Consider the following 20,472-nt stretch of genomic DNA (forward strand, 5'->3'; position numbering starts at 1 on the left):
GGTCGCTGCTGCGGACGGCCGCGGGCGCGGCCGCCGTGGCGGGCATGACCGGGGCGCTGTCGGGTACCGCGAACGCCGCCTGGAGCGGGCCGGGGCGGCGGCTGCCGCGGGAGCGGATCGCCATCCAGCTCTACACGCTGCGGCACGCGCTGGAGGCCGACCTGGAGGGCACGCTGGAGGCACTGGCCGACATCGGGTACCGCAACGTCGAGCTGGCAGGCACCTACGGCCGGTCCGCGGAGGAGTTCCGCGGCCTGCTGGACACCTACGGGCTGCGGGCGGTGTCCGCGCACGTCGGCTTCGACGGCGCGGACATCGACCAGCTCGTCGCCGACGCGCGCGTGCTCGGCTACCACTACGCCGACTGCGCCTGGGCCCGCTACGGCACGCTCGCCGAGTGGGAGGCGTTCGCGCGGCGGCTCGACCGCGCGGGGGAGGCGTTCCGCAAGGCCGGGATCCGCTACGGCTACCACAACCACGCCCACGAGTACGAGCCGATCGACGGCGTGCGGCCGATCGACGTGATCGCGCGCAACACCAGTCCGCGCAACGTCCACTTCGAGTACGACCTGTACTGGGTGGTCACCGGCGGCGCCGACCCGGTCGCCGAGTACTACCGGTACTTCGGGCGGGTCAAGCAGTACCACGTCAAGGACCGCGCGCCCGGCGGCGGTTTCGCGAACCTCGGGGAGGGCACGATCGACTTCGCGGAGATCTTCCGCAGGACGTGCGCCGGGGCCGTGCAGCACTACATCGTCGAGCACGACTCGCCGAGCGACCCGCTGCACACCGCCCAGGTCGGCTTCGACTACCTGGCGAACCTGCGGTTCTGAGGCCGGTCACCCGCCGGACGCGAGGAGGACGGACACGGCCCGGACGGTGGCGTGCCCCCGCCAGTCGAGCGCCGCGGCGGGGGAGTAGCTGGTGAAGTCGACGGCCCAGCCACCGTCCGGCCGCTGTTCCGCGGCGAGGCGGCGCAGGTCGGCGGCCACGACGCCGGGACCGAACAGGGCACGGGCAGGCCGGTCCGGCAGCGGCGCGAAGTCGAGCGGCCGCAGGGACTCGCCGTCGGCGCCGCCCGCCACGGGCACCCGCCCGTCGGCGGGCAGGTGCGCGCGGAGCCCGTCGAGCAACGGGGCCGCCTCCGGCTCGCGGTCGTGCACGGCGTCGAGCAGCTGGACGGAGAACGCCAGCTCCAGCGCGTGCGGTGCGGTGAGCCCGGCGATCTCGGCGAGGCAGAACCGGGTGGCCCCCGCCAGCCACGGGTGGGCGGCGACCGCCGGGTCGTGGCGGGCGACGCGGTGGGCGACGGCGGCCACCACCGCGGTGATCTGCAGGGACGACGTCGTGCTGTCGGCCCCGGCCCAGAACGGCGCGCATCCGGTGGGATCGGTCACCGGCAGCGCGAACGGCAGCCCGCCGTCCGGCAGCGTCACCGACTCCAGCCAGTCGCACAGCCCGGCCGCCCAGGGCGAGGTGTGCGGCGCGATGTCGGCGAACACCTCGAACGCGTGCAGCGCCGCGCCCGGCTGGCTCTCCGGTGAGCGCAGGTCGGGTTCGAGTCCCCAACCGAAACCGCCGTCGGGGTTGCGGTAGGCGCCCAGCGCGGCGAGGGTGGCCTCCGGGTCGCCGGTGCCGAGCACGAGGCGCAGCCGGTGCCGGTCGAGCAGCCGGGCGTGCGTGCTCTGGAAGGCGGTGGCGGCTGCGGTGTCGATGTCGAGTTCCCTGTCCATGCGGTACAGCATCGCCGCACCCCGGCCCCCGTTCTTGAACGGACCGGACACGCCCGGGCGGAAAGCTCCCCAATGTGGCATTGGGTACGTTGAACGCACCCGATGCGGCATTCGGTGCGTCGAGCGCAACCGATGCCACATTGGGGAGCTTTTCCCGGGCGGGTGGGTCGCTCACGGGCCGTCGCGCAGACGCGGGACCCGCACGCGCAGCGCGTCGGCGAGCCGTCCGGGATCGGTGACCCGCAGCGTCAGCGAGCGGTGCCGCAGCCCGATCGGCTCGTGACCGTGCACCGGCTCCCGGAACACCAGCGTCACGCGGTCCTCCGCGAGCCGGACGGCGGCCAGGTTGGTCAGCGGGGTGCCGAAGCACCACGGGCCGAAGTGGACCCGCAGCCTGCCGTCGGTGATCCGCAACCGCGAGTTCGCCCGGCGAACTCCGAACAGGGACAGCACCGTGCCGAGGCGCCCGGCGAACGAGAACGTGAACGACGGCGACCCGTCCGCGCGCGGCCACGCCGTCCCCGCGGCGCGCTCCAGGTCGCCGCAGGTGCGGGCCTCCAGGCGCAGCCGGCGTGCGCGGCGTCGGATGTAGGCGGTCACGCGCACCGGAGTACCCCCGGAGCGCCGAGGTACTCACCGCCCGCCGGGGGCTTCCTCGTCCGCGCGCAGCGCGGCCTCGAGCGAGGGATGCAGCACGAGCGTGTCGTCCAGGCCGACGGCCTCGACCGGGCGGCTGATCGCCCGCTGCCGGGCCACCACCCGCAGCGGGGTGCCGCGCGCGGCGGCGCGTTCGGTGCTGGACGCGAGCAGCGCCAGGCCACACGAACCCAGGAACGCGACCTCGCTCAGGTCGAGCACGAGCGGGGCGGGCGGTACCAGCGAGTCGAGGGCGTCCTGCACGTGCCGTTCCACCTCGGGAGCGGTGCTCAGGTCGATCTCACCCTTGACGCGGACGACGAGGGCGATGCCGTGGTGCTCCCGTTCGATCGCGAGGAGCGGGCTGGGTGGTGGAAGGTCGGACACGGAGCCTCCAGCGGTGTCCAGGGCACGAGCCGCCCAATGGGGCCGTCACGGCCGCTGACTGCCTAACCGCCCTGACTGGCCGAAGCGTAGCGGCATACGCGCGTCAGGCAAACCGCACGCTGCAACTTCGTCCCTCCGTGGCGCCCGCCGGGGCGCATGGCCGCGATCCACGCGGGTAACCGCAGGGTGGAAGCTCCCGTCGCGACGCAAAGGAGAGAGGGCGATGACAGCGGTACGGGACATCATGACCAGCGACCCGGCCTACGTGGACACGAGCGAGACCGTCGCCCGCGCGGCCCGGCTGCTGGCGTCCGAGGACATCGGCTCGGTGCCGATCCGCGGCGAGGACAAGCAGCTCAAGGGCATGCTCACCGATCGCGACATCGTCGTGAAGGTGCTCGCGGAGGGCAAGGACCCGGTCGCCGTGCACGCGGGCGAGCTGGCACAGGGCGAGGTCGTCTCCGTCACGCCGGACGACGACGTCGAGCAGGCGCTGGCCGTCATGGCCCGGCACCAGATCCGCCGCGTGCCCGTGGTGCGGGACGGTGAGCTGGTCGGGATCGTGGCGCAGGCCGACGCCGCGCGCACCCAGCCCGAGCAGAAGACCGGCGCCGTCGTCGGCTCCATCTCCCAGGACTGACCACCCGCCTCGTGAGTGCGGAACGTCGTGAGAACCACGTTCCGCACTCACGAGCGGCCGAGCCCCCGGTAACCGAAACCGGCCTCGGCGAGCGCGGCCGGGTCGAGCAGGTTGCGGCAATCGACGACCGTGGCCTGCTCGGCCAGCCCCGCCAGCTGGGGCCAGTCCAGTTCCCGGAACTGGGGCCACTCGGTCAGCAGCACGATGCAGGCGGCGTCCTTCGCCACCAGCACCGGATCGTCCACCAGCTGCACGCCGTCGACGGGCCCGCTCGCGCCCGGGTCGTACCCGGTGAGGTGGGCTCCCGCCGCGGCCAGCCGGTGGGCCACGGCGACGGCCGGTGACTCCCGCACGTCGTCGGTCCCGGCCTTGAACGTCAGCCCCAGCAGTCCCACGCGCGCACCCCGCAGCGAGCCGTGCGGCGAACCGGTGACGGCCTCCCGCACCTTCGTGACCACGCGTTCCCGCTGGTGCGCGTTCGCCGCCACGGCCCCGTCCAGCACCGCGAAGTCCACCCCGGCGTCGTCCGCCGCGCGCAGCAGCGCGCGTGTGTCCTTCGGCAGGCAGGACCCGCCCCAGCCGGGGCCGGGTGCCAGGAACGCCCCGCCGATGCGGTCGTCCCGGCCCATGGTCCCGGTGACCTCGCCGATGTCGGCGCCGTAGCGCTCGCACAGCTCGGCGAGCACGTTGACATAGGACACTTTCAGCGCCAGGAACGCGTTGCTCGCGTACTTCGCCAGCTCGGCGCTGGCGGGCGCGGTGCGCAGCACGGGCGCGTCGAGCCCCGCGTACAGGCGGGCCACGAGCTCGGCCGCCGCCGGGTCAGTGCCGCCGACGACGATCCGGTCCGGGTGCAGGAAGTCGTGCACCGCGTGCCCCTCGCGGAGGAACTCCGGGTTGCTCACCGCGGGCCTGCCCAGCTCCCGCTGCGTCCGCGCGGTGGTGCCCACGGGCACCGTCGACTTCACCACCACGACCCCGGTGCGCGGCGTCCGCGCGAGCGCGCCGAGCGCCCGGTCGAACGCGCGCAGGTCGGCGCCACCGTCGTCGCCGGTGGGCGTCGGCACGCACAGCAGCACGGCATCCGTTCCGGCGAGGTCGGCGAACTCGGTCGAGAACCGCAGCACGCCGCGGCCGAGGCCCTCCCCGACGAGGGCAGGCAGGCCGGGCTCCTCGATCGGCACGTCCGCCCGGCGCAGCCGCGCGACCTTCTCGCCGTCCACGTCGACGCAGGTGACGCGGTGCCCGAGGTGGGCGAGGCAGGCGGCGCTCGTCAGACCGACGTACCCGGCGCCGACGACGCCGACCTCGTACGAGTGGGTCCCGTCTGGCATGTCGTCTCGTCCTCTCGCGTGAGCAACGGCCACGCCGCCGCGAGCACGTCCTTCTCGGTCAACCGCAGCAGGCCCGGATCGGGGTGCGCGGCGAAGGGATCTCCGGTGCCGCCCGCCCACAGCACGACGTGCCGGGGATCGGCGGGCGGGCCCCAGCGGGCGGGCGCGGTCGGCCCGAACAGCAGCACCGAAGGGGTGCCGAACGCGGTGGCCAGATGACCGACGCCGGTGTCGCCGCACACGACGAGCGCGGCGGCGGAGACGAGGGCGGCGAGCCCGGTCAGGTCGGTCTCACCGGCGAGCACCGCCCCGGAGGGCAGGCCCGCCAGCGCCGCCACGCGCGCCGCCAGCGCCCGCTCCCCGGCCCCGCCGGTGACCACCACGTCGTGACCCGCCGCGGCGAGCTCCCGCGCCACCGCCGCGAAACGCTCGGCGGGCCAGCGCCGCGCCGGATAGGCGGCACCCGGGTGCACCACCACGGCCCCGGGGGCGGGGCTGGGTGCCGGGGGCGGCGGCAGGGACAGGTCACGGGGGTCGGCGGGGATGCCGTGCCACTCCAGCAGGCGGCACCAGCGCACGACCTCGTGCTGCTCGGCCCGCCACGGCGGCCCGGCGACCTCCGGCACGTCCGGGTGCCAGTGCGTGATCAGCCGCGCCGGCCGGGTGCCCAGCAGGTCGGCGCTGCTCTGCGGGCCGCTGCCGTGCAGGTTCACGGCGAGCGCGGGCGGCTCCGGCGGCGGGCGCAGCGCGCCGAGCCCGGACGTCGGCCACACCTCGTCCACCGCCCCGCTCAGCGCGGCCAGCGGGCCGAGTACGTCCGGCGCGGCCAGCAGCAGCCGGTCGCCCCGCGTGGCGCGGCGCAGCGCGCGCAGCGCCGGGACCGCGGTGAGCAGGTCGCCGAGTCCCAGCGCGCGCAGCGCCAGCGTCACGGCCACGAGCCCTCCTCCGAGTGGCACACCACGAGCTCCCTGACCTGGCAGCCGGGCGGCTGGCGCAGCGCGAACAGCACCGATTTCGCCACGTCCTCCGGCCGGTTCAGCTTCGCGTCGGGTGGCGGCTTGTACTGCTCGTCGCGGTCGGCGAAGAACGCGGTGTCCATGCCGCCGGGCACGAGCATCGTCACGCCGATGCGCCCCGCCGTCTCCGCGGCCAGCGCCCGGGTGAAGCCGACGACGCCCGCCTTCGACGCGCAGTAGGCGGTGGCGTCGCTGACCGAGCGCAGGCCCAGGGTGGACGCGCACGTGACGAGCGTGCCGCCCGAGCGCTCCAGGTACGGCAGTGCGGCCCTGGCCACGGCGGCCGTGCCGAGCAGGTTGACCTGCACGACGCGCTCCCAGTCCTTGCCCGGCACCCTGTCCAGCGGACCGCACGCGTCGATGCCGGCGGCGGTGAACACCGCGTCCAGCCCGCCCGCGTGCTCGGCGAGCTCCCGCACCGCGTTCTCGGCGGCGGGGGTGTCCGCCAGGTCGGCGAGCCGGTGCTCGATGCCCGGCGCGGGCTCCGCCCGGTCGAGCACGAGCGGCGTGCCGCCCGCCTCCCGCACGGCCTCCGCCGTCGCGGCGCCCAGTCCGGACGCGCCACCGGTGATCAGCACGTTCCCCAGGTCTGTCATCGCGCTCCTTCCGCGAGTAGTCGGGTGGTCGAGTACCCCTCGACCAGGGGCACGAGGACGACCTCGCCCCCATGCCTGCGCACGACCTCCGCCTCGGGCAGGTCCTCGCCCGCGTAGTCGCCGCCCTTGACCCACACGTCCGGCCGCAGCCGCTCCAGCAGCGCGGCGGGGGACGACTCGTCGAACACGGCGACGGCGTCGACGGACTCCAGCTCCGCGAGCAACCGCGCCCGGTCCCGCTCGGGGACGAGCGGCCGGGCCGGTCCCTTGAGCCCGCGCACCGACTCGTCCGAGTTCAGGCACACGATCAGCGCGTCCCCGAGTGCCCGCGCCTGCCGCAGCAGGCTGACGTGGCCCGGGTGCAGCACGTCGAAACAGCCGCCGGTGGCGACCAGGCGCCCGCCGCGCCTGCGCACCCGCTCGGCGAACCCGGCGGTGTTCGCGGCGTTCCCGGCGTTCCCGGCGTTCGCGATGTCCCCGGCCTTCCCGGGGCCACCCGTGCCGGTCTCGCCGGACGTGGCACCGGCGGCCACGGACAGTGCCGCCGCCCCGCCCGCGGCCACGAACCGGGACGCCGCGTCGACCGCGGACCGCACGGCCCTGCCGACGTCCGCGCCGTCGACCAGGGCGGTGGCCACGGCACTGGCGAACCGGTCGCCCGCGCCGCAGGTGTCCGGGCGCACCGGGCCGGTGACCTTCGCGCCCGACGTGATCGGCACCTCCGTCGCGGGGCCGTCGCCGGGACCGCACAGCAGCGCGCCCCGCTCACCCACGGTCACCGCCGTGGCCGTGCACGCCCACGCCTCCCGCAGCGCGGCGGCGGCCTCGGCGGGCCGCGCGCAGCCGTCCGCGAAGCCGAGAGCCTCCGCGTCATTGGGGGTCACGACCGTGGCGCCCGGCACGGGGGCGGGTCCGCGCGGGTGCGGGTCCCACACCAGCGGCACGCGCGGGGCCAGCTCGGCCAGCAGCCGCCGCAGCCCGGGATGCGCGGCCAGGCCCCGCCCGTAGTCGGACACCAGGATCGCGCCCGCCTCCCGCAGCGCCGCCGTGGCGCGGCCGGGCAGCGGAGCCCGGCTCGCCCTGCCGTCGCCGGTGTCCAGCCGCAGCAGCGACTGCCCGGCCGCCCGCACGCGGGTCTTGCGCACCGTCTCGCCGTCCATGGGCACCCGCACCACGCGGACGTCCCGGCCCAGCAGCTCCGCCAGCGCCCGGCCGGACTCGTCGTCGCCGAGCGCGGTCACCAGCACCACGTCGGGCGCGGTCCGCGCGGCCAGCAGCGCGGCGAGCCCGGCGCCACCCGGCCGCCGCCACTCGCGGGCGACGTCGACCACCGGCACCGGCGCCTCGGGGCACAGCCGGTCCGCCGTGCCCTCGACGTCGACGTCGAGCAGCGCGTCACCGACCACCACGAGCGGCCTCACGTGGGCACCCCCAGTGCCTCGTCGAGCTGCGCGCACAGGGCGTGCACCACGGCCAGGTGCAGCTCCTGCACGGTCGCCACACTCGGCTCGTCCACGGCGATCGCGTCATCGCACAGCGACACCAGCGGATTCGGTGCCGGACCGGTCAGCGCCCACGTCGTCACGCCCAGCTCGTGGGCGGTCTTGGCCGCGGCGACGACGTTCTGGCTGCGCCCGCTCGTGGACAGCGCCACCAGCACGTCACCGGGGCGGCCGTGCGCGCGAACCTGCCTGGCGTACAGCTCGTGCTCGCCGTAGTCGTTGCCGATCGCGGTGGCCGCCGAGGTGTCGGCGTGCAGCGCGATCGCGGACAGCGGCTGCCGGTCGTGCAGGAACTTGCCGACGAGCTCGCCGGTGAGGTGCTGGGCCTCCGCCGCGCTGCCACCGTTGCCGCACGCCAGCAGCCTGCCGCCACCACCGAGCACGGCGGCCAGGTGCGTTCCCCAGTCCTGGATCGTGGGCGCCGCCGCCTGGATCCGGTCCAGAGCGCCGCGCAGCGCCGCGAAGTGCTGTTCGATCACGCGAAACCTCCTGACGTGAGTCGCCCGACGGCCGAGACGACCTCGGCCGGGTCGATCGCGAGGCACGGGTGGCCCTCGACGGGGCACACCCGCGCCCGCGTGCCCCGGCACGGGGCGTCCTGGTCGCCGAGCAGAACGGTGGGCACGCCGTACGGCGCCCAGCGCGCCGCGGGTACGACGGGGGCGAACAGCGAGACCACCGGGGTGCCGACCGCCGCCGCGAGGTGGGCGGGGCCGGTGTTGGGCGCGACCACGGCTCGCGCGCCGTCCAGGACGGCGGCGAGCCCGCGCAGATCGGTCCGGCCACCGAGGTCGACGACCGTGTCACCGACGTCACCGACGTCACCGGCGTCCCCCGCGGCCGCGGCGACCTCGGCGGTCAGCTCCCGCTCGCCGGGCGCGCCGGTGACCACCACGCGATGCCCGGCCTCGGCGAGCGCGCGGACGAACGCGCCCGCGTGCCGGACCGACGGCTGCCGGGCGGGCACGGACGCGGCGGGGTGGACCACGACGTAGCCGTCCCCACCGGCCGCGCCGGTCAGCCCGGTCACGTCCGGCAGCGGGCGCCGCACGGCGAGCGCGCCGTCGTCGCCGCGCGGGAGGTCGAACCCGGCCGCGCGGGCGAGCGACAGCGCGCGCTCGGCCTCGGGCGGGTCCCCGTCCACGCGGTGCCGCAGGTCCAGCAGCGATCCGGGGTAGTCCTCGCTGATCGCGCCGATCCACGGCACGCCGGCCAGGCGCAGCGCCAGCGCCAGCGGCAGCGGCGACTGGTGGAACGAGGTGAGGATCAGCGCCACGTCCGGCCCCAGGTCCCGCACCTGCTTCACCAGCGCGTCCACGTGGTCCTGGGTCGTCTCGGGCGGTTCCGGGTCGATCCACGGCGCGCACCACTCGAGCACCTCGCCGAGCCCGGGCAGCAGGTCCGCCGCCGCGCGCCCGCGCGGCCCCGCGAGCAGCGTCACCGACTCGGCCCCGGCGGCGACGGCGCGCACACACGGACCGGCGAGCAGCACGTCGCCCGCGTTGTCCAGGCGGGCCACGAGCACGCGCGGGCTCACAGCAGCCCCCTCGCGAGCTCGGTCGCCTCGGTGAGGTCGGCGGCGACGTGCGCCTCGCGGCGGGCCCGCTCGACCTCCCCGGGCAGCGTGCGCGCGGTGGGCACGAGGATGCCGTGCGCGCCCGCGGCCGCGGCGGCCGCCACGTCGGCCCCGGTGTCGCCGATGACCACGCACCGGGCAGGTTCGACGCCCAGCTGCTCCGCCGCGCGCAGCACCAGACCCGGCCGCGGCTTGCGGCAGCCGCAGCCGTCGGCGTCGCCGTGCGGGCACACCTGCCACGTCTGGAACGGGCCGAGCAGCTCGTCGACCCGCGCGTTGACCGCGCGCACCGCACCGGGCGTGAGGTAGCCGCGCGCGATCCCGGACTGGTTGCTCACCACGCCCAGCAGCGCGCCGTCGGCCCGCAGCCGGTGCAGTGCCTCGGCCGCGCCGCGCCGAGGGCGGACCTTCTCCGGGTCACCGAGGTACGGCACGTCCTCGATCAGCGTGTCGTCCCGGTCGAACAGCACCGCCGAGGGCCTGCGGTGCCGCAGCTCGCCGCGCGCGCGGTGCAGGCACGCGGCGGGCGGGATCAGCGCGCTCGTCACGAGCATCCGGCCGATCTCGCGCGGGGTGCGGGGACCGGGCAGGATGCGGCGCAGCGCGAACTGCCCGGTCAGCCCGGTCCACAGACCGCCGAGCGCGGTCGCCGCCCGCCAGCGGCGTGCCGCGAGCAGGCCCAGCGCGCCCGCGGCGGCGGCGGTGGTCAGCGCGTGCGTGCCGAGCCTGCCGGGGCCCTCGCCGATCCGCTGCCGCCACGCGCGGCCGTGCTTGCGGCGCATCAGCGCGTTGTCCGCGTTGCCGCGCTGCCTGCGCAGGCTGGCGAGGAAGTCCCCGTCCGCCGCGGGATGCGTCGTGGTGCGCGTGCCCTCCGCGATCCGGTAGCCGGCGTGCCGCACCCGCAGCGCCAGGTCGGCGTCCTCCCGGAACGCGCGGGGGAACCGCTCGTCGAACCCGCCCGCCTCGAGCAGCGCGATCCGCCGGTAGGCCATGTCCGCGGTGATCCAGCGCGCCCCGGTGAGGCCGAGCGTGGCGCGCTCGTCGTCGGTGGGCCGCCTGCCCTCCGGGACAGGCACGACGAGGCGCGCCACCGACGCGGCGACGTCCTCGTCCAGGCCGGTCAGGTCGTCCGCCAGCCGCCGCGGCCAGTCGGGCGGCGTGAGCACGTCGTCGTCGAGGAACGCGATCCATTCGGTGCGGGCCGCGCGCCAGCCCGTGTTGCGTGCCGCCGCGGGGCCCCGGCCGCCCGAGCGGACCTGCCGCACCGGCAGCCGCAGCTCCGGCAGCGCCAGCGGGCCGCCGTCCGGCCGGTCGTCGGCGACGATCACCTCGGCGGGCCGGGGACCGGCGCCGTCGTCGAGCGCCCGCAGCAGTGCCGCGAGGTTGTCGCGGCCCGCGGTGGGGATGACGACGGTGTACTCGGTGCTCATGCGGCGCTCCCGGGCCGTCGCACGGCGAACGGTCCGATGGCGAGCAGGTCGACGGGGGCGGAGCCGAAGCACTCCAGCGCGTCGGCCGGGCTGTCGACCATCGGCCTGCCCGCGGTGTTGAGGCTGGTGTTCACCACGGTCGGCAGGCCGGTGCGGCGCTCGAACGCGGTCAGCATGCGGGCCACGACCGGTTCCGTTCCCGGGTCGACCGTCTGGATGCGCGCGGTACCGTCCACATGCGTCACGGCCGGGACACGCTCGCGCCACGCGGGGGCGACGTCGTGCACGAACAGCATGTACGGGCTCGGCAGCGGGCCGCGGCCGAACAGCTCGCTCGCGCGGTCGGCGAGCACCATCGGCGCCACCGGGCGGAACTGCTCGCGGCCCTTCACGTCGTTGAGCCGCTCCAGGTTCTCGGCGCGGCCGGGATGCGCGAGCAGCGAGCGGTGGCCGAGCGCGCGCGGCCCGAACTCGGCGCGGCCCTGGAACCACGCGACGATCGCGTCGTGGGCGAGGGCCTCGGCGACGGTCTCGGCGATGTCGTCCGGCCGCTCGTAGGGCACCTTCGCGGCGCGCAGCTTCTCCTCGATCTCGGCGTCGGTCCAGTCGCGACCGAGGTCGGCGCCGGTCATCGGCGCGACCCGCTCCCCGAGGTCGGCGGCCAGTTGCAGGGCCGCCCCGAGCGCGGTGCCCGCGTCGCCGGAGGCGGGCTGCACCCACACCCGCTCGAACGGGCCCTCGGCGTGCAGGCGGGTGTTGGCCACGCAGTTGAGCGCGACGCCACCGGCGAGCGTCAGGTCGGTCGCGCCGGTGCGGTCGTGCAGCCAGCCGGCCAGCTCCAGCAGCACCTCCTCCAGCCGCTGCTGCATGCTCGCGGCGAGGTCGGCGTGCTCGGGCAGCATCTCGCCGGCGGCCGTGCGCGCGGGCGCGAACGACGCCCAGTCGATCGGCTCGGTGCGGTATCCGCCGTCCCCAGTGGTATAGACCAACTCGCGAAGCCGGGGCAGGAACCGTGGCTCGCCGTAGGAGGCGAGGGCCATCACCTTGTACTCGTCGCTGGAGCGGCGGAATCCCAGATGCGCGGTCAGGTCCTCATAGGCCAGTCCGAGCGAGTGCGGCAGGCGCTGCGTGGCCAGCTCCTCGAACTTGCCGTCGCGGTACTCGCCCGCGAGGTACGAAGTGGACTCCCCGCGGCCGTCGGCGACGAGCACGGCGGAGTCGCCCAACGGCGCGGCCAGCGCGGCGGACGCGGCGTGCGCGACGTGGTGCCGGACAAACCGGACAATGCCGGGATCCAGCCCGGGCAGCGCGGTCCGCAGGAAGTGCGGCGCCCGCTCGGCGTAGCGCGTCCGCAGTTCCTCCCATCCCGGGTCCGTGCCGTCGAGGTCGTGGTCGACCAGGCCGGGGTCGTAGGAGTAGCCCACGGCGTCGAGCTGGTCCGGGGTCAGCCCGGCCCGCTCCAGGCACCACCGCGCGGACTTCTCCGGCAGTTCCCACGCCGAGAACGGCACGGGTTCCTTGCCGTGCTTGCGGCGGCTGAACCGCTCTTCCTCGGCCGCGGCCACGATCTCCCCGTCCACGATCAGCGCGGCGGCGGGATCGTGGAAAACGGCGTTGATCCCGAGAATGCGCACGTGGGTTACCTCCCGCCTGTGGTCCTCGGTCGCGTTCGCGACCCCACTACAACCGCTACCCCTTGCAGCGACGGTTAAACCGAAACCCCCGGAAAGCCCAGGACGTCGCTACACACAGGAATTGACTGCCCGGCCCCGCGGCCCCGCGGCGGTGAATGGCACATCGCCTGCGTTGAGCGCAGGGAATGTGCCATTCACCGCGGGCGCACCGGCGGGGGCGGCGGGGTCAGGGCCACCTTCACCGCACTCGCCGCCGTCACTACCGAACGCAATGAACAGCACCCGCACCGCCCGCGCCCGGAAGCCCCCGCCCGCACTCGGACGCAGTGAAGGCCACCTTCAGTGCACCCAACGCACCCAAGGTGGCCTTGACTGCGTCCCGTGCATCCGGCGCGCCCAGCGCGCCCAGCGCGCCCCAGCGCCCCAACGCAACCAAGGTGGCCTTGGGGAGCGGCGGTTCAGGCGGCGGCGTGGCGCGCGGCGAACCAGTCGATGGTGCGGCGCAGTCCCTCGCCCAGCGCGACTTCGGGCCGCCAGCCCAGTTCCTCGCGTGCCAGCGAGATGTCCGGGCAGCGGCGGCGCGGGTCGTCCTCGGCGCCGTCCACCCGGCGCACCCCCGACCGCGCCCCGGTGAGCGCGCGCACCTCGTCGGCCAGCCGCCACACCGGGAGCTCGTGCGGGTTGCCGATGTTTACCGGCCCGGTCAGCTCGCTGTGCGCCAGCGCGAGCAGCCCGGCGACCGTGTCCGTGACGTAGCACACCGACCTGGTCTGCTCGCCGGATCCCTGGATTGTCAGCGGTTCCCCCGCCAGCGCCTGGGTCACGAAGGTCGGGATCATCCGCCCGTCCCCGGCACGCATGCGCGGGCCGTAGGTGTTGAAGATGCGCGCGATCGCCACGTCGGCGTCCCGCTCGCGGCGGTAGGCCATCGTGAGCGCCTCCGCGTACCGCTTCGCCTCGTCGTACACACTGCGCGGCCCGACCGGGTTCACGTTGCCCCAGTAGCCCTCCCGCTGCGGGTGCTCCAGGGGATCGCCGTACACCTCGCTGGTGGACGCGAGCACGAACCGCGCACCGTGCCTGCCCGCGAACTCCAGCATCCGTTCGGTGCCCAGCGATCCGGTGCGCAGGGTCTCGATCGGCAACCGCAGGTAGTCCTTTGGGGACGCCGCGGAGGCCAGGTGCAGCACCACGTCGACGCCGCCGGGCAGTTCCAGCGGCTCGGTCACGTCGTGCTCGACGAGCTCGAAGCTCTGTTCCGGCAGCAGGTGCGCGATGTTCTCCCGCGCGCCGGTGGCGAAGTTGTCCACACACACCACTCTGGTCCCGGAACGGACAAGGTTCTCACAGACGTGCGAGCCGACGAACCCCGCGCCACCGGTGACGAGCGCGTGCGTGAAGACGGTATGCATACGGCGGGACTACCCGATCGGACGGCGCCGAAACGGCATGGTTAGCGCGGCGGCGCGGGCGGGTACAGGTGGGCACATGCGAGTGCTCGTGACCGGCTGGCCGTCGTTCGTGCACGGCGAGGCGACCGCGGGCGACGTGCTCAGCATGCGCCGGGTCGGCGCGGCGCTGTCCGGGGCGGGGATCGCCGCCGACGCGGCGTGGAGCCCTGGTTTCCTGCCCGGCGAGCTGCACCTCGGCGACGTCGACCCGGGCCGCTACACCCACCTGGTGTTCGCCTGCGGGCCCGCGCACGGCGAGCAGGTGCGGTGGTTGCACGAGCGGTTTGCCCGCTGCCGCCGGATCGCCGTCGGTGTCTCCGTGATCGACCCGGCGGACCCCGCGGCCACCGGCTTCCACCGGCTGCTGCCGCGCGACGGCGGCCCCGCGGCCCACCCTGACCTCTCACTGTCGGCGGGCACGTCGCCGGTCCCGGTGACCGGGGTCGTGCTGGCGCCGGGCCAGCGGGAGTACGGCGCGCGCCGCAGGCATGAGCGGGTGCACGAGGCGCTGCTGCGGTGGGCGGGCGGCCTGGACTGCGCCCGCGTCCCGCTCGACACGCGCCTGGACACCACCGACTGGCGGCACTGCGCGACCGCCGACCAGTTCACCTCCCTGCTGCGGCGGCTCGACGTCGTGCTCACCACCCGGCTGCACGGGATGGTGCTCGCCCTGCGCGCCGGGGTGCCCGCGCTCGCCGTGGACCCGGTCGCGGGCGGCGGCAAGGTCACCGCGCAGGCCCGCGCGCTCGACTGGCCCGCCGTGCTGTCCGCCGAGGAGGTCACCGGCCCCGATGCCGAGGCGGCCCTCGGCCGCTGGTGGACGTGGTGCCTCTCCGACGGCGGGCGGGCCCGCGCGGAGGGCCGCGCGGCGCCCCAGGCGGGCCCGCACCCGCTGCTGGCCGAGCTGATCGCGGAGGTGCGCCGGTGACCGGACCGAGGACGACCGTGGTGATCGCGACCCGCGACCGCGCCGGCGAGCTGGCGCGCAGCCTCGGCATGCTGTCCGCGCTGCGGCCACGCCCGCCGATCGTCGTGGTGGACAACGCCTCCACCGACGACACCGGGGCGCGCGCGCTGCGGGAGTTCCCCCACGCGCGGCTGATCCGGTTGCCCCGCAACGCGGGAGCGGCCGCGCGCAACGTCGGCGTCCGCGCCGCGGACACCCCCTTCGTCGCCTTCAGCGACGACGACTCCTGGTGGGCCGCGGACGCCCTGCCGCGCGCGGAAGTGCTTTTCGACGCCTATCCCCGGCTGGGCCTGCTCGCCGCCCGCACGCTCGTCGGGCCCGGCGAGAAGCCCGACCCGGTGTGCGCCGAGATGGCCGCGAGCCCGCTCGGCAAACCCGCGGACCTGCCGGGTCCGCTCGTGCTCGGCTTCCTCGCCTGCTCGGCGATCGTGCGCAGGGCGGCGTTCCTCGACGCGGGCGGGTTCAGCCCGGTGCTGCACTTCGCGGCCGAGGAGAAGCTGCTGTCCTACGACCTCGCGGCGCGCGGGTGGGCGCTGTGCTACGCCGACGAGATCGTCGCCCACCACCACCCTTCGTCGACCCGGCCGCCGTCGGCGTGGCGGCACCGGCTGGAACGGCGCAACAACGCGCTGATCACGTGGATGCGCCGCCCACCGGCCGAGTGCGTGCGGGCCGCCCGCCCGCTGGTGCGCGACCCGCGCGCCGCGGCGAGCGCCCTGCGCAGGCTGCCGCGCGCGCTCGCCGCCCGCGATCCGCTGCCGGGTGCGGTCGAGACACAGGTCAGGGAACTGGAGCGCCGATGAGCCGGGTCACCGTCGTGATGATCACGCACAACCGCAGGGAGGAGGCGCTGCGGACACTCGGCCACATGACGGCGCTGCCGGACGGCGCGCCGGTCGTGGTCGCCGACAACGCCTCCGCCGACGGCACCGCCGACGCGGTCGCCGAGCGGTTCCCCGGCGTGCGGCTGCTGCGCTGCGAGCGCAACCTGGGCGCGCTCGCCCGCAACGTCGCCGTGCGCCAGGTGACGACCCCGTACGTGTCGTTCTGCGACGACGACACCCGCTGGCAGCCCGGTGCGCTCACGCGCGCGGCCGACCTGCTCGACGCCCACCCTGGACTGGGCTCGGTCACCGGCCGCTGCCTCGTCGAGCCGGGCCTGGAGGAGGACCCCATCACCCCCGAGCTGCGGCACTCCCCGGTGCGGGGCCCGGACTGGCTGCCCGGACCCGCGCTGCTCGGGGTCATGGCTGGTCTGTCCACGTTCCGGGTCAGCGCGTTCCGGGAGGTCGGCGGGTTCTCGCCGAGGATGTGGCTCGGCGGGGAGGAGGAGCTGCTCGCCCTCGACCTCGCCGCCCGCGGCTGGTGGATGTGCTGGGCCGAGGACGTGGTGATCCATCACGCGCCCTCGCGGCAGCGCGACCCCCGGCGGCGGCGCCAGCTCGGCATCCGCAACACCCTGTGGACCCTGTGGCTGCGCAGGCCCTGGCGCAGCGTGGCCCGGCGCACCGCCGACGTCCTGCGTTCGGCGCCGGCGGACCGGGCCACCGCCGCCGCCGTCGCCGAGGCACTGCGCGGCCTGCCGTGGGTGCTGCGCGAGCGGCGGGTGGTGCCCGCGAGCGTCGAGGCCGGGCTGCGGTCGCTGGAGGAGTCGCAGCGCCGCTCGGCGGCCCGCCGCTACGTCGGCTGACCGCCGGTTGAGCACTCCCGGACGTGGGTAGGCGGGGGAAGGACATCGCCACCCTTCCGGCAGAGGAGTAGTGCCCATGACCGGCTTCTTCGGGGCGGACCCCGGCCCCAGCCCGTTCGACGCGATGCTCGCGCACTTCTTCGGTAACGCCGTGCCGGGCAGGCGACCGCACGCCGTCGGCATCACGCGGCTGATGAGCGAGCAGGCGCAGGCACTGCTCGCCGCGGCGGTCCAGCAGGTCGCCGAGTGGGGTGGAGCCGAGCTCGACTCCGTGCACCTGCTCTGGGCGGCGACGCGCACCCCCGGCAGCCGCGAGCTGATCCAGCGCGCGGGCGCCGACCCCGACCAGCTGGCCGAGCGGATCGCGAGCGAGGCCGAGCGCGGGGAGCAGCGGAGCGTGGCGCCCACGCTGACGCCCGCGGCCAAGCGGGTGCTGCTCGACGCGCACCAGATCTCCCGCGGGCTGCAGGCGTCCTACATCGGGCCCGAGCACGTGCTGCTCGCGCTCGTCGCCAACCAGGACCTGACCGCGGGCCGCGTCCTGGCCGAGGCGGGCATCACGCCCGACTCGATGCGGCGCACGCTGTCCGGTCAGGGACCCGCCGCCGCGGCGCAGCCCGGCGCGCAGCGGGCCCAGCAGGGCGCCAGCCAGACCGAGACACTCGACACCTACGGCCGCGACCTGACCGCCATGGCCCGCAACGGCGAGATCGATCCCGTGGTGGGCCGCGACGACGAGATCGAGCAGACCGTGGAGGTGCTGTCCCGCCGCACCAAGAACAACCCGGTGCTGATCGGGGAGGCGGGTGTCGGCAAGACGGCCATCGTCGAGGGACTCGCCCAGCGCGTCGCCGACGGCCAGGTGCCGGACACGCTGGCGGACCGCAGGGTCGTCCAGTTGGACCTGACCTCGCTCGTCGCGGGCACGCGCTACCGCGGTGACTTCGAGGAGCGGATGAGCAAGCTGCTCGACGAGATCCGCGGCCACCGCGACGAGCTGATCGTGTTCATCGACGAGCTGCACACGGTGGTCGGCGCCGGCGCCTCCGAGGGGTCGATGGGCGCGGGCAACATGCTCAAGCCCGCGCTGGCGCGCGGGGAGCTGCACATCGTCGGCGCGACGACGCTCGACGAGTACCGGGCCAACATCGAGACCGATCCGGCGTTCGAGCGGCGCTTCCAGCCGATCCTCGTGCCCGAGCCGAACGTGGAGGACACCCTCGCGATCCTGCACGGGCTGCGCGACCAGTACGAGGCCCACCACCAGGTGCGGTTCACCGACGAGGCGCTGTCGGCCGCGGCCACGCTGTCCGATCGCTACATCACCGACCGCTACCTGCCGGACAAGGCCATCGACATGGTGGACCAGGCTGGTGCGCGCGTCCGGATGCGCTCCGGGCACCGGCCGGACAAGCTGCGGGAGCTGGAGGGCAGGCTGGAGCAGCTCTGCCGCGACCGCGACCAGGCCGTCAGCGAGGAGCACTACGAGCGGGCGTCCGCGCTGCGGGACGAGATCAACGAGCTGCGCGTCCAGCTCCACGAGTCCAAGCACGACGGGCGCTCCGCGGGGGCGCCCGAGGTGAGCGCGGTGGACATCGCCGAGGTGGTCTCGCGGACCACGGGCATCCCGGTCAGCCAGCTCACCCAGGAGGAGCGGGAGCGCCTGCTGCGCCTCGAGGAGCACCTGCACGGGCGCGTCGTCGGCCAGGACGAGGCGGTCGAGGCCGTGGCCGAGGCGGTGCGCCGCACGCGGGCCGGGCTGGCCGAGCCGAACCGGCCCTCCGGCAGCTTCCTGTTCCTCGGGCCGACCGGGGTCGGCAAGACCGAGCTGGCCCGCGCGCTCGCCGAGGCGCTGTTCGGCGAGCAGGAGCGGATGATCCGGATCGACATGTCCGAGTACGGCGAGCGGCACACGGTGTCCCGGCTCATCGGCGCCCCGCCCGGGTACGTCGGCTACGAGGAGGCGGGCCAGCTGACCGAGGCGGTGCGCCGCCGCCCGTACTCGGTGGTGCTGCTCGACGAGATCGAGAAGGCACACCCCGAGGTGTTCAACGTCCTCCTGCAGGTGCTCGACGACGGCAGGCTCACCGACGGCAGGGGCCGCACCGTGAACTTCACCAACACGGTGCTCATCATGACCAGCAACATCGGTTCCGAGCTGGTGCTGTCCGGCACCCAGGGCGCGCTGGGCTTCGCCCCGCCGAGCGAGGCCGATACCGAGCAGCCGCTGCGTGAGCGGCTCATGCGCAGGCTGCGGGACTCGTTCCGGCCCGAGTTCCTCAACCGCATCGACGAGATCATCGTCTTCCGCAGGCTGTCGGCCGAGCAGTTGCAGCGCATCACCTCGCTGCTGCTGGAGGACACGCGGCGCAAGGCACACGCGCAGGACGTCGAGGTGGAGGTGGATCCGGAAGCCGTGCGGTGGCTTTCCGAGGCCGGTTACCAGCCGGAGTACGGCGCCCGGCCGCTGCGCCGCACCATCCAGCGGGAGGTGGACAACGTGCTGTCCACGATGCTGCTCGACGGCAGCGTGACGGCCGGGTCCCGGGTGCGCATCGGCGTCGCCGACGGCAGGCTCGACTTCGACGTCTCGCAGCGCGTGGAATCCTCGCGTGAGTGAGGCCCGGAGCGGGGGACTCGCGGCGTTACGAGGTGGCCGAGCGGGTGGTGGGGGAGGCCAACCTCGCCGCGGAGGGCACCGCCCGCTCGTAGACGCGCAGCGTGTCGGCGGCGATGCGGTCCCAGGAGTACCGGCAGCGGGCGCGGTCGGCGCCCGCGATGCCGTAGGCGTCCCGGAGCGCGCTGTCGCCGAGCAGCCTGCGCAGCGCGACCGCGAGTGCGTCGGCGTTGCGTGGCGGCACGAGGGTGCCGGTGACACCGTCGACGACGGTGTCGGTGAGGCCGCCGACCGCGGCGGCCACGACGGGGACGCCGCAGGCCATGGCCTCCAACGGCACGATGCCGAACGGCTCGTACCAGGGCGTGCACACCACCGCGTCGGCCGAGCGCAGCAGCGCGGGCATGTCCGTGCGGGCGACCTGCCCCGGCATCCGGACCCGGTCGGCCACGCCGACGCGCTCGGCGAAGTCCAGCAGCCGCCGCGCCTCGGCGTCCTCGGACAGCCTGCCGCCCTCGGGGCCGCCCGCGATGACCAGTTCGGTCTCCGGCAGCGCCGCCAGCGCGGCGATCGCCACGTCGAAGCCCTTGCGGGGCACGAGCCTGCCGACGGAGACGATGCGGTGCCGGTGCCGGCGGGGCGCGCGGGGACCGTCCGGGGTGAACAACCCCAGGTCGACGCCGCACGGCACCACCGACATGCGGGCGCGGGGCACGCCCATGCGCGCCAGCTCGAACACCTCGTCCGAGCAGGTCGCGGCGACGCGGGTGGCGTGGCGGCCGACCATGCGCTCCAGGCGGACGCGCTCGTGCGGGCTGGTGTCGTCGTCGCCCTGGTACCGGCGCTTGACCACGCCGAGCGCGTGGAACGTCTGCACCACCGGCAGCGCGTGGGCGCGCGCGGCGAGCACGGAGGCGAGCCCGGACATCCAGAAGTGGGCGTGCACCAGGTCGGGCCGGTCGCCGCCCCACATCCGCTCCAGGTGGTCGGCGAAGGTGCCCATGTGCGGCAGCAGCTCGTCCTTCGGCACGTACCGCGGGGGCCCCGCGGGCACGTGGACCACGCGGTAGCCACCGGGCGTGCCGACCTCGTCCGGCAGGCCCGGATCGTCCCGCCGGGTGTAGACGGTCACGTCGTGGCCGAGCCGCGCCAGTCCGGCCGACAGCTCGGCCACGTGCACGTTCTGTCCTCCCGCGTCGACCTCGCCGAGTGCGGCCAGCGGGCTGGCGTGCTCGGAGACCATGGAAATCCGCATTGCTCCCT

19 protein-coding genes are annotated in these 20,472 nt (G+C 75.3%); 6 read left to right on the plus strand and 13 right to left on the minus strand.

What is annotated here, in order from left to right; all coding sequences use genetic code 11:
- Positions 1-44 precede the first annotated feature (44 nt).
- Positions 45-833 (plus strand): sugar phosphate isomerase/epimerase family protein, encoded by a 789-nt coding sequence (locus B0I33_RS11810; RefSeq protein WP_106178917.1) that lies wholly within the window; start codon positions 45-47, stop codon positions 831-833.
- Between the two features lie 6 nt (positions 834-839).
- Here the strand turns inward: B0I33_RS11810 and B0I33_RS11815 are convergent, their stop codons facing one another.
- The 3 genes from B0I33_RS11815 to B0I33_RS11825 form a co-directional block, all read right to left on the minus strand.
- Complete coding sequence (locus B0I33_RS11815; protein ID WP_425440471.1) at positions 840-1,745, minus strand: hypothetical protein; 906 nt, start codon at positions 1,743-1,745, stop codon at positions 840-842.
- A 159-nt stretch (positions 1,746-1,904) separates the two neighbouring features.
- A complete protein-coding gene (locus B0I33_RS11820; protein WP_146147484.1) occupies positions 1,905-2,333 on the minus strand; it encodes a hypothetical protein in 429 nt (142 codons plus the stop codon).
- A gap of 33 nt (positions 2,334-2,366) precedes the next feature.
- Entirely contained in the window at positions 2,367-2,756 is a 390-nt protein-coding gene (locus tag B0I33_RS11825; RefSeq protein WP_245900615.1) for an anti-sigma factor antagonist, read from the minus strand.
- Positions 2,757-2,979: 223 nt separating this feature from the next.
- Between B0I33_RS11825 and B0I33_RS11830 the strand changes: the two genes are divergently transcribed.
- Complete coding sequence (locus tag B0I33_RS11830) at positions 2,980-3,396, plus strand: CBS domain-containing protein (RefSeq protein WP_106178658.1); 417 nt, start codon at positions 2,980-2,982, stop codon at positions 3,394-3,396.
- A gap of 47 nt (positions 3,397-3,443) precedes the next feature.
- On the opposite strand, the gene B0I33_RS11835 is transcribed toward B0I33_RS11830, so the two are convergent.
- The 9 genes from B0I33_RS11835 to B0I33_RS11875 all read right to left on the minus strand — a co-directional run bounded on the left by B0I33_RS11835 (position 3,444) and on the right by B0I33_RS11875 (position 13,896).
- Complete coding sequence (locus B0I33_RS11835; RefSeq protein ID WP_106178659.1) at positions 3,444-4,730, minus strand: UDP-glucose dehydrogenase family protein; 1,287 nt, start codon at positions 4,728-4,730, stop codon at positions 3,444-3,446.
- Complete coding sequence (locus B0I33_RS11840; protein ID WP_106178660.1) at positions 4,670-5,665, minus strand: glycosyltransferase family 9 protein; 996 nt, start codon at positions 5,663-5,665, stop codon at positions 4,670-4,672. The genes B0I33_RS11835 and B0I33_RS11840 overlap by 61 nt, the downstream gene beginning before the upstream one ends.
- Positions 5,656-6,342: an SDR family oxidoreductase gene (locus B0I33_RS11845; protein ID WP_106178661.1), complete on the minus strand. Its 687-nt coding sequence runs from the start codon at positions 6,340-6,342 to the stop codon at positions 5,656-5,658. Before B0I33_RS11845 ends, B0I33_RS11840 begins: the two co-directional genes overlap by 10 nt.
- Positions 6,339-7,763, minus strand: a complete 1,425-nt coding sequence (rfaE2, locus tag B0I33_RS11850) for a D-glycero-beta-D-manno-heptose 1-phosphate adenylyltransferase (protein ID WP_106178662.1) — start codon at positions 7,761-7,763, stop codon at positions 6,339-6,341. The genes B0I33_RS11845 and rfaE2 overlap by 4 nt, the downstream gene beginning before the upstream one ends.
- Positions 7,760-8,323 carry a D-sedoheptulose-7-phosphate isomerase gene (locus tag B0I33_RS11855; RefSeq protein WP_106178663.1) on the minus strand — a complete coding sequence of 188 codons (564 nt, stop codon included), beginning with the start codon at positions 8,321-8,323 and terminating at the stop codon, positions 7,760-7,762. The genes rfaE2 and B0I33_RS11855 overlap by 4 nt, the downstream gene beginning before the upstream one ends.
- Complete coding sequence (locus tag B0I33_RS11860; protein ID WP_106178664.1) at positions 8,320-9,381, minus strand: glycosyltransferase family 9 protein; 1,062 nt, start codon at positions 9,379-9,381, stop codon at positions 8,320-8,322. Before B0I33_RS11860 ends, B0I33_RS11855 begins: the two co-directional genes overlap by 4 nt.
- Entirely contained in the window at positions 9,378-10,850 is a 1,473-nt protein-coding gene (locus B0I33_RS11865; protein WP_106178665.1) for an HAD-IIIA family hydrolase, read from the minus strand. Before B0I33_RS11865 ends, B0I33_RS11860 begins: the two co-directional genes overlap by 4 nt.
- Positions 10,847-12,484, minus strand: a complete 1,638-nt coding sequence (locus tag B0I33_RS11870; RefSeq protein WP_106178666.1) for a carbamoyltransferase family protein — start codon at positions 12,482-12,484, stop codon at positions 10,847-10,849. Before B0I33_RS11870 ends, B0I33_RS11865 begins: the two co-directional genes overlap by 4 nt.
- Positions 12,485-12,942: 458 nt before the next feature.
- The gene (locus B0I33_RS11875; protein ID WP_106178667.1) at positions 12,943-13,896 is read right to left on the minus strand and encodes a UDP-glucuronic acid decarboxylase family protein; all 954 of its coding nucleotides are present in this window, start codon (positions 13,894-13,896) and stop codon (positions 12,943-12,945) included.
- 76 nt (positions 13,897-13,972) lie between these two features.
- On the opposite strand from B0I33_RS11875, the gene B0I33_RS11880 reads away from it, so the two are divergent.
- The 4 genes from B0I33_RS11880 (at position 13,973) to B0I33_RS11895 (ending at position 19,212) form a co-directional block, all read left to right on the plus strand.
- Positions 13,973-14,863: a polysaccharide pyruvyl transferase family protein gene (locus B0I33_RS11880; RefSeq protein ID WP_106178668.1), complete on the plus strand. Its 891-nt coding sequence runs from the start codon at positions 13,973-13,975 to the stop codon at positions 14,861-14,863.
- Complete coding sequence (locus tag B0I33_RS11885) at positions 14,860-15,705, plus strand: glycosyltransferase family 2 protein (RefSeq protein ID WP_106178669.1); 846 nt, start codon at positions 14,860-14,862, stop codon at positions 15,703-15,705. Before B0I33_RS11880 ends, B0I33_RS11885 begins: the two co-directional genes overlap by 4 nt.
- Positions 15,702-16,592, plus strand: a complete 891-nt coding sequence (locus B0I33_RS11890) for a glycosyltransferase family 2 protein (RefSeq protein ID WP_106178670.1) — start codon at positions 15,702-15,704, stop codon at positions 16,590-16,592. The genes B0I33_RS11885 and B0I33_RS11890 overlap by 4 nt, the downstream gene beginning before the upstream one ends.
- Positions 16,593-16,668: 76 nt before the next feature.
- Entirely contained in the window at positions 16,669-19,212 is a 2,544-nt protein-coding gene (locus B0I33_RS11895) for an ATP-dependent Clp protease ATP-binding subunit (protein ID WP_106178671.1), read from the plus strand.
- Between the two features lie 25 nt (positions 19,213-19,237).
- On the opposite strand, the gene B0I33_RS11900 is transcribed toward B0I33_RS11895, so the two are convergent.
- Positions 19,238-20,464 carry a glycosyltransferase gene (locus B0I33_RS11900; RefSeq protein WP_106178672.1) on the minus strand — a complete coding sequence of 409 codons (1,227 nt, stop codon included), beginning with the start codon at positions 20,462-20,464 and terminating at the stop codon, positions 19,238-19,240.
- Between the last annotated feature and the right edge of the window lie 8 nt (positions 20,465-20,472).

The organism is Prauserella shujinwangii (assembly GCF_003001955.1).
Classification (GTDB): domain Bacteria; phylum Actinomycetota; class Actinomycetes; order Mycobacteriales; family Pseudonocardiaceae; genus Qaidamihabitans; species Qaidamihabitans shujinwangii.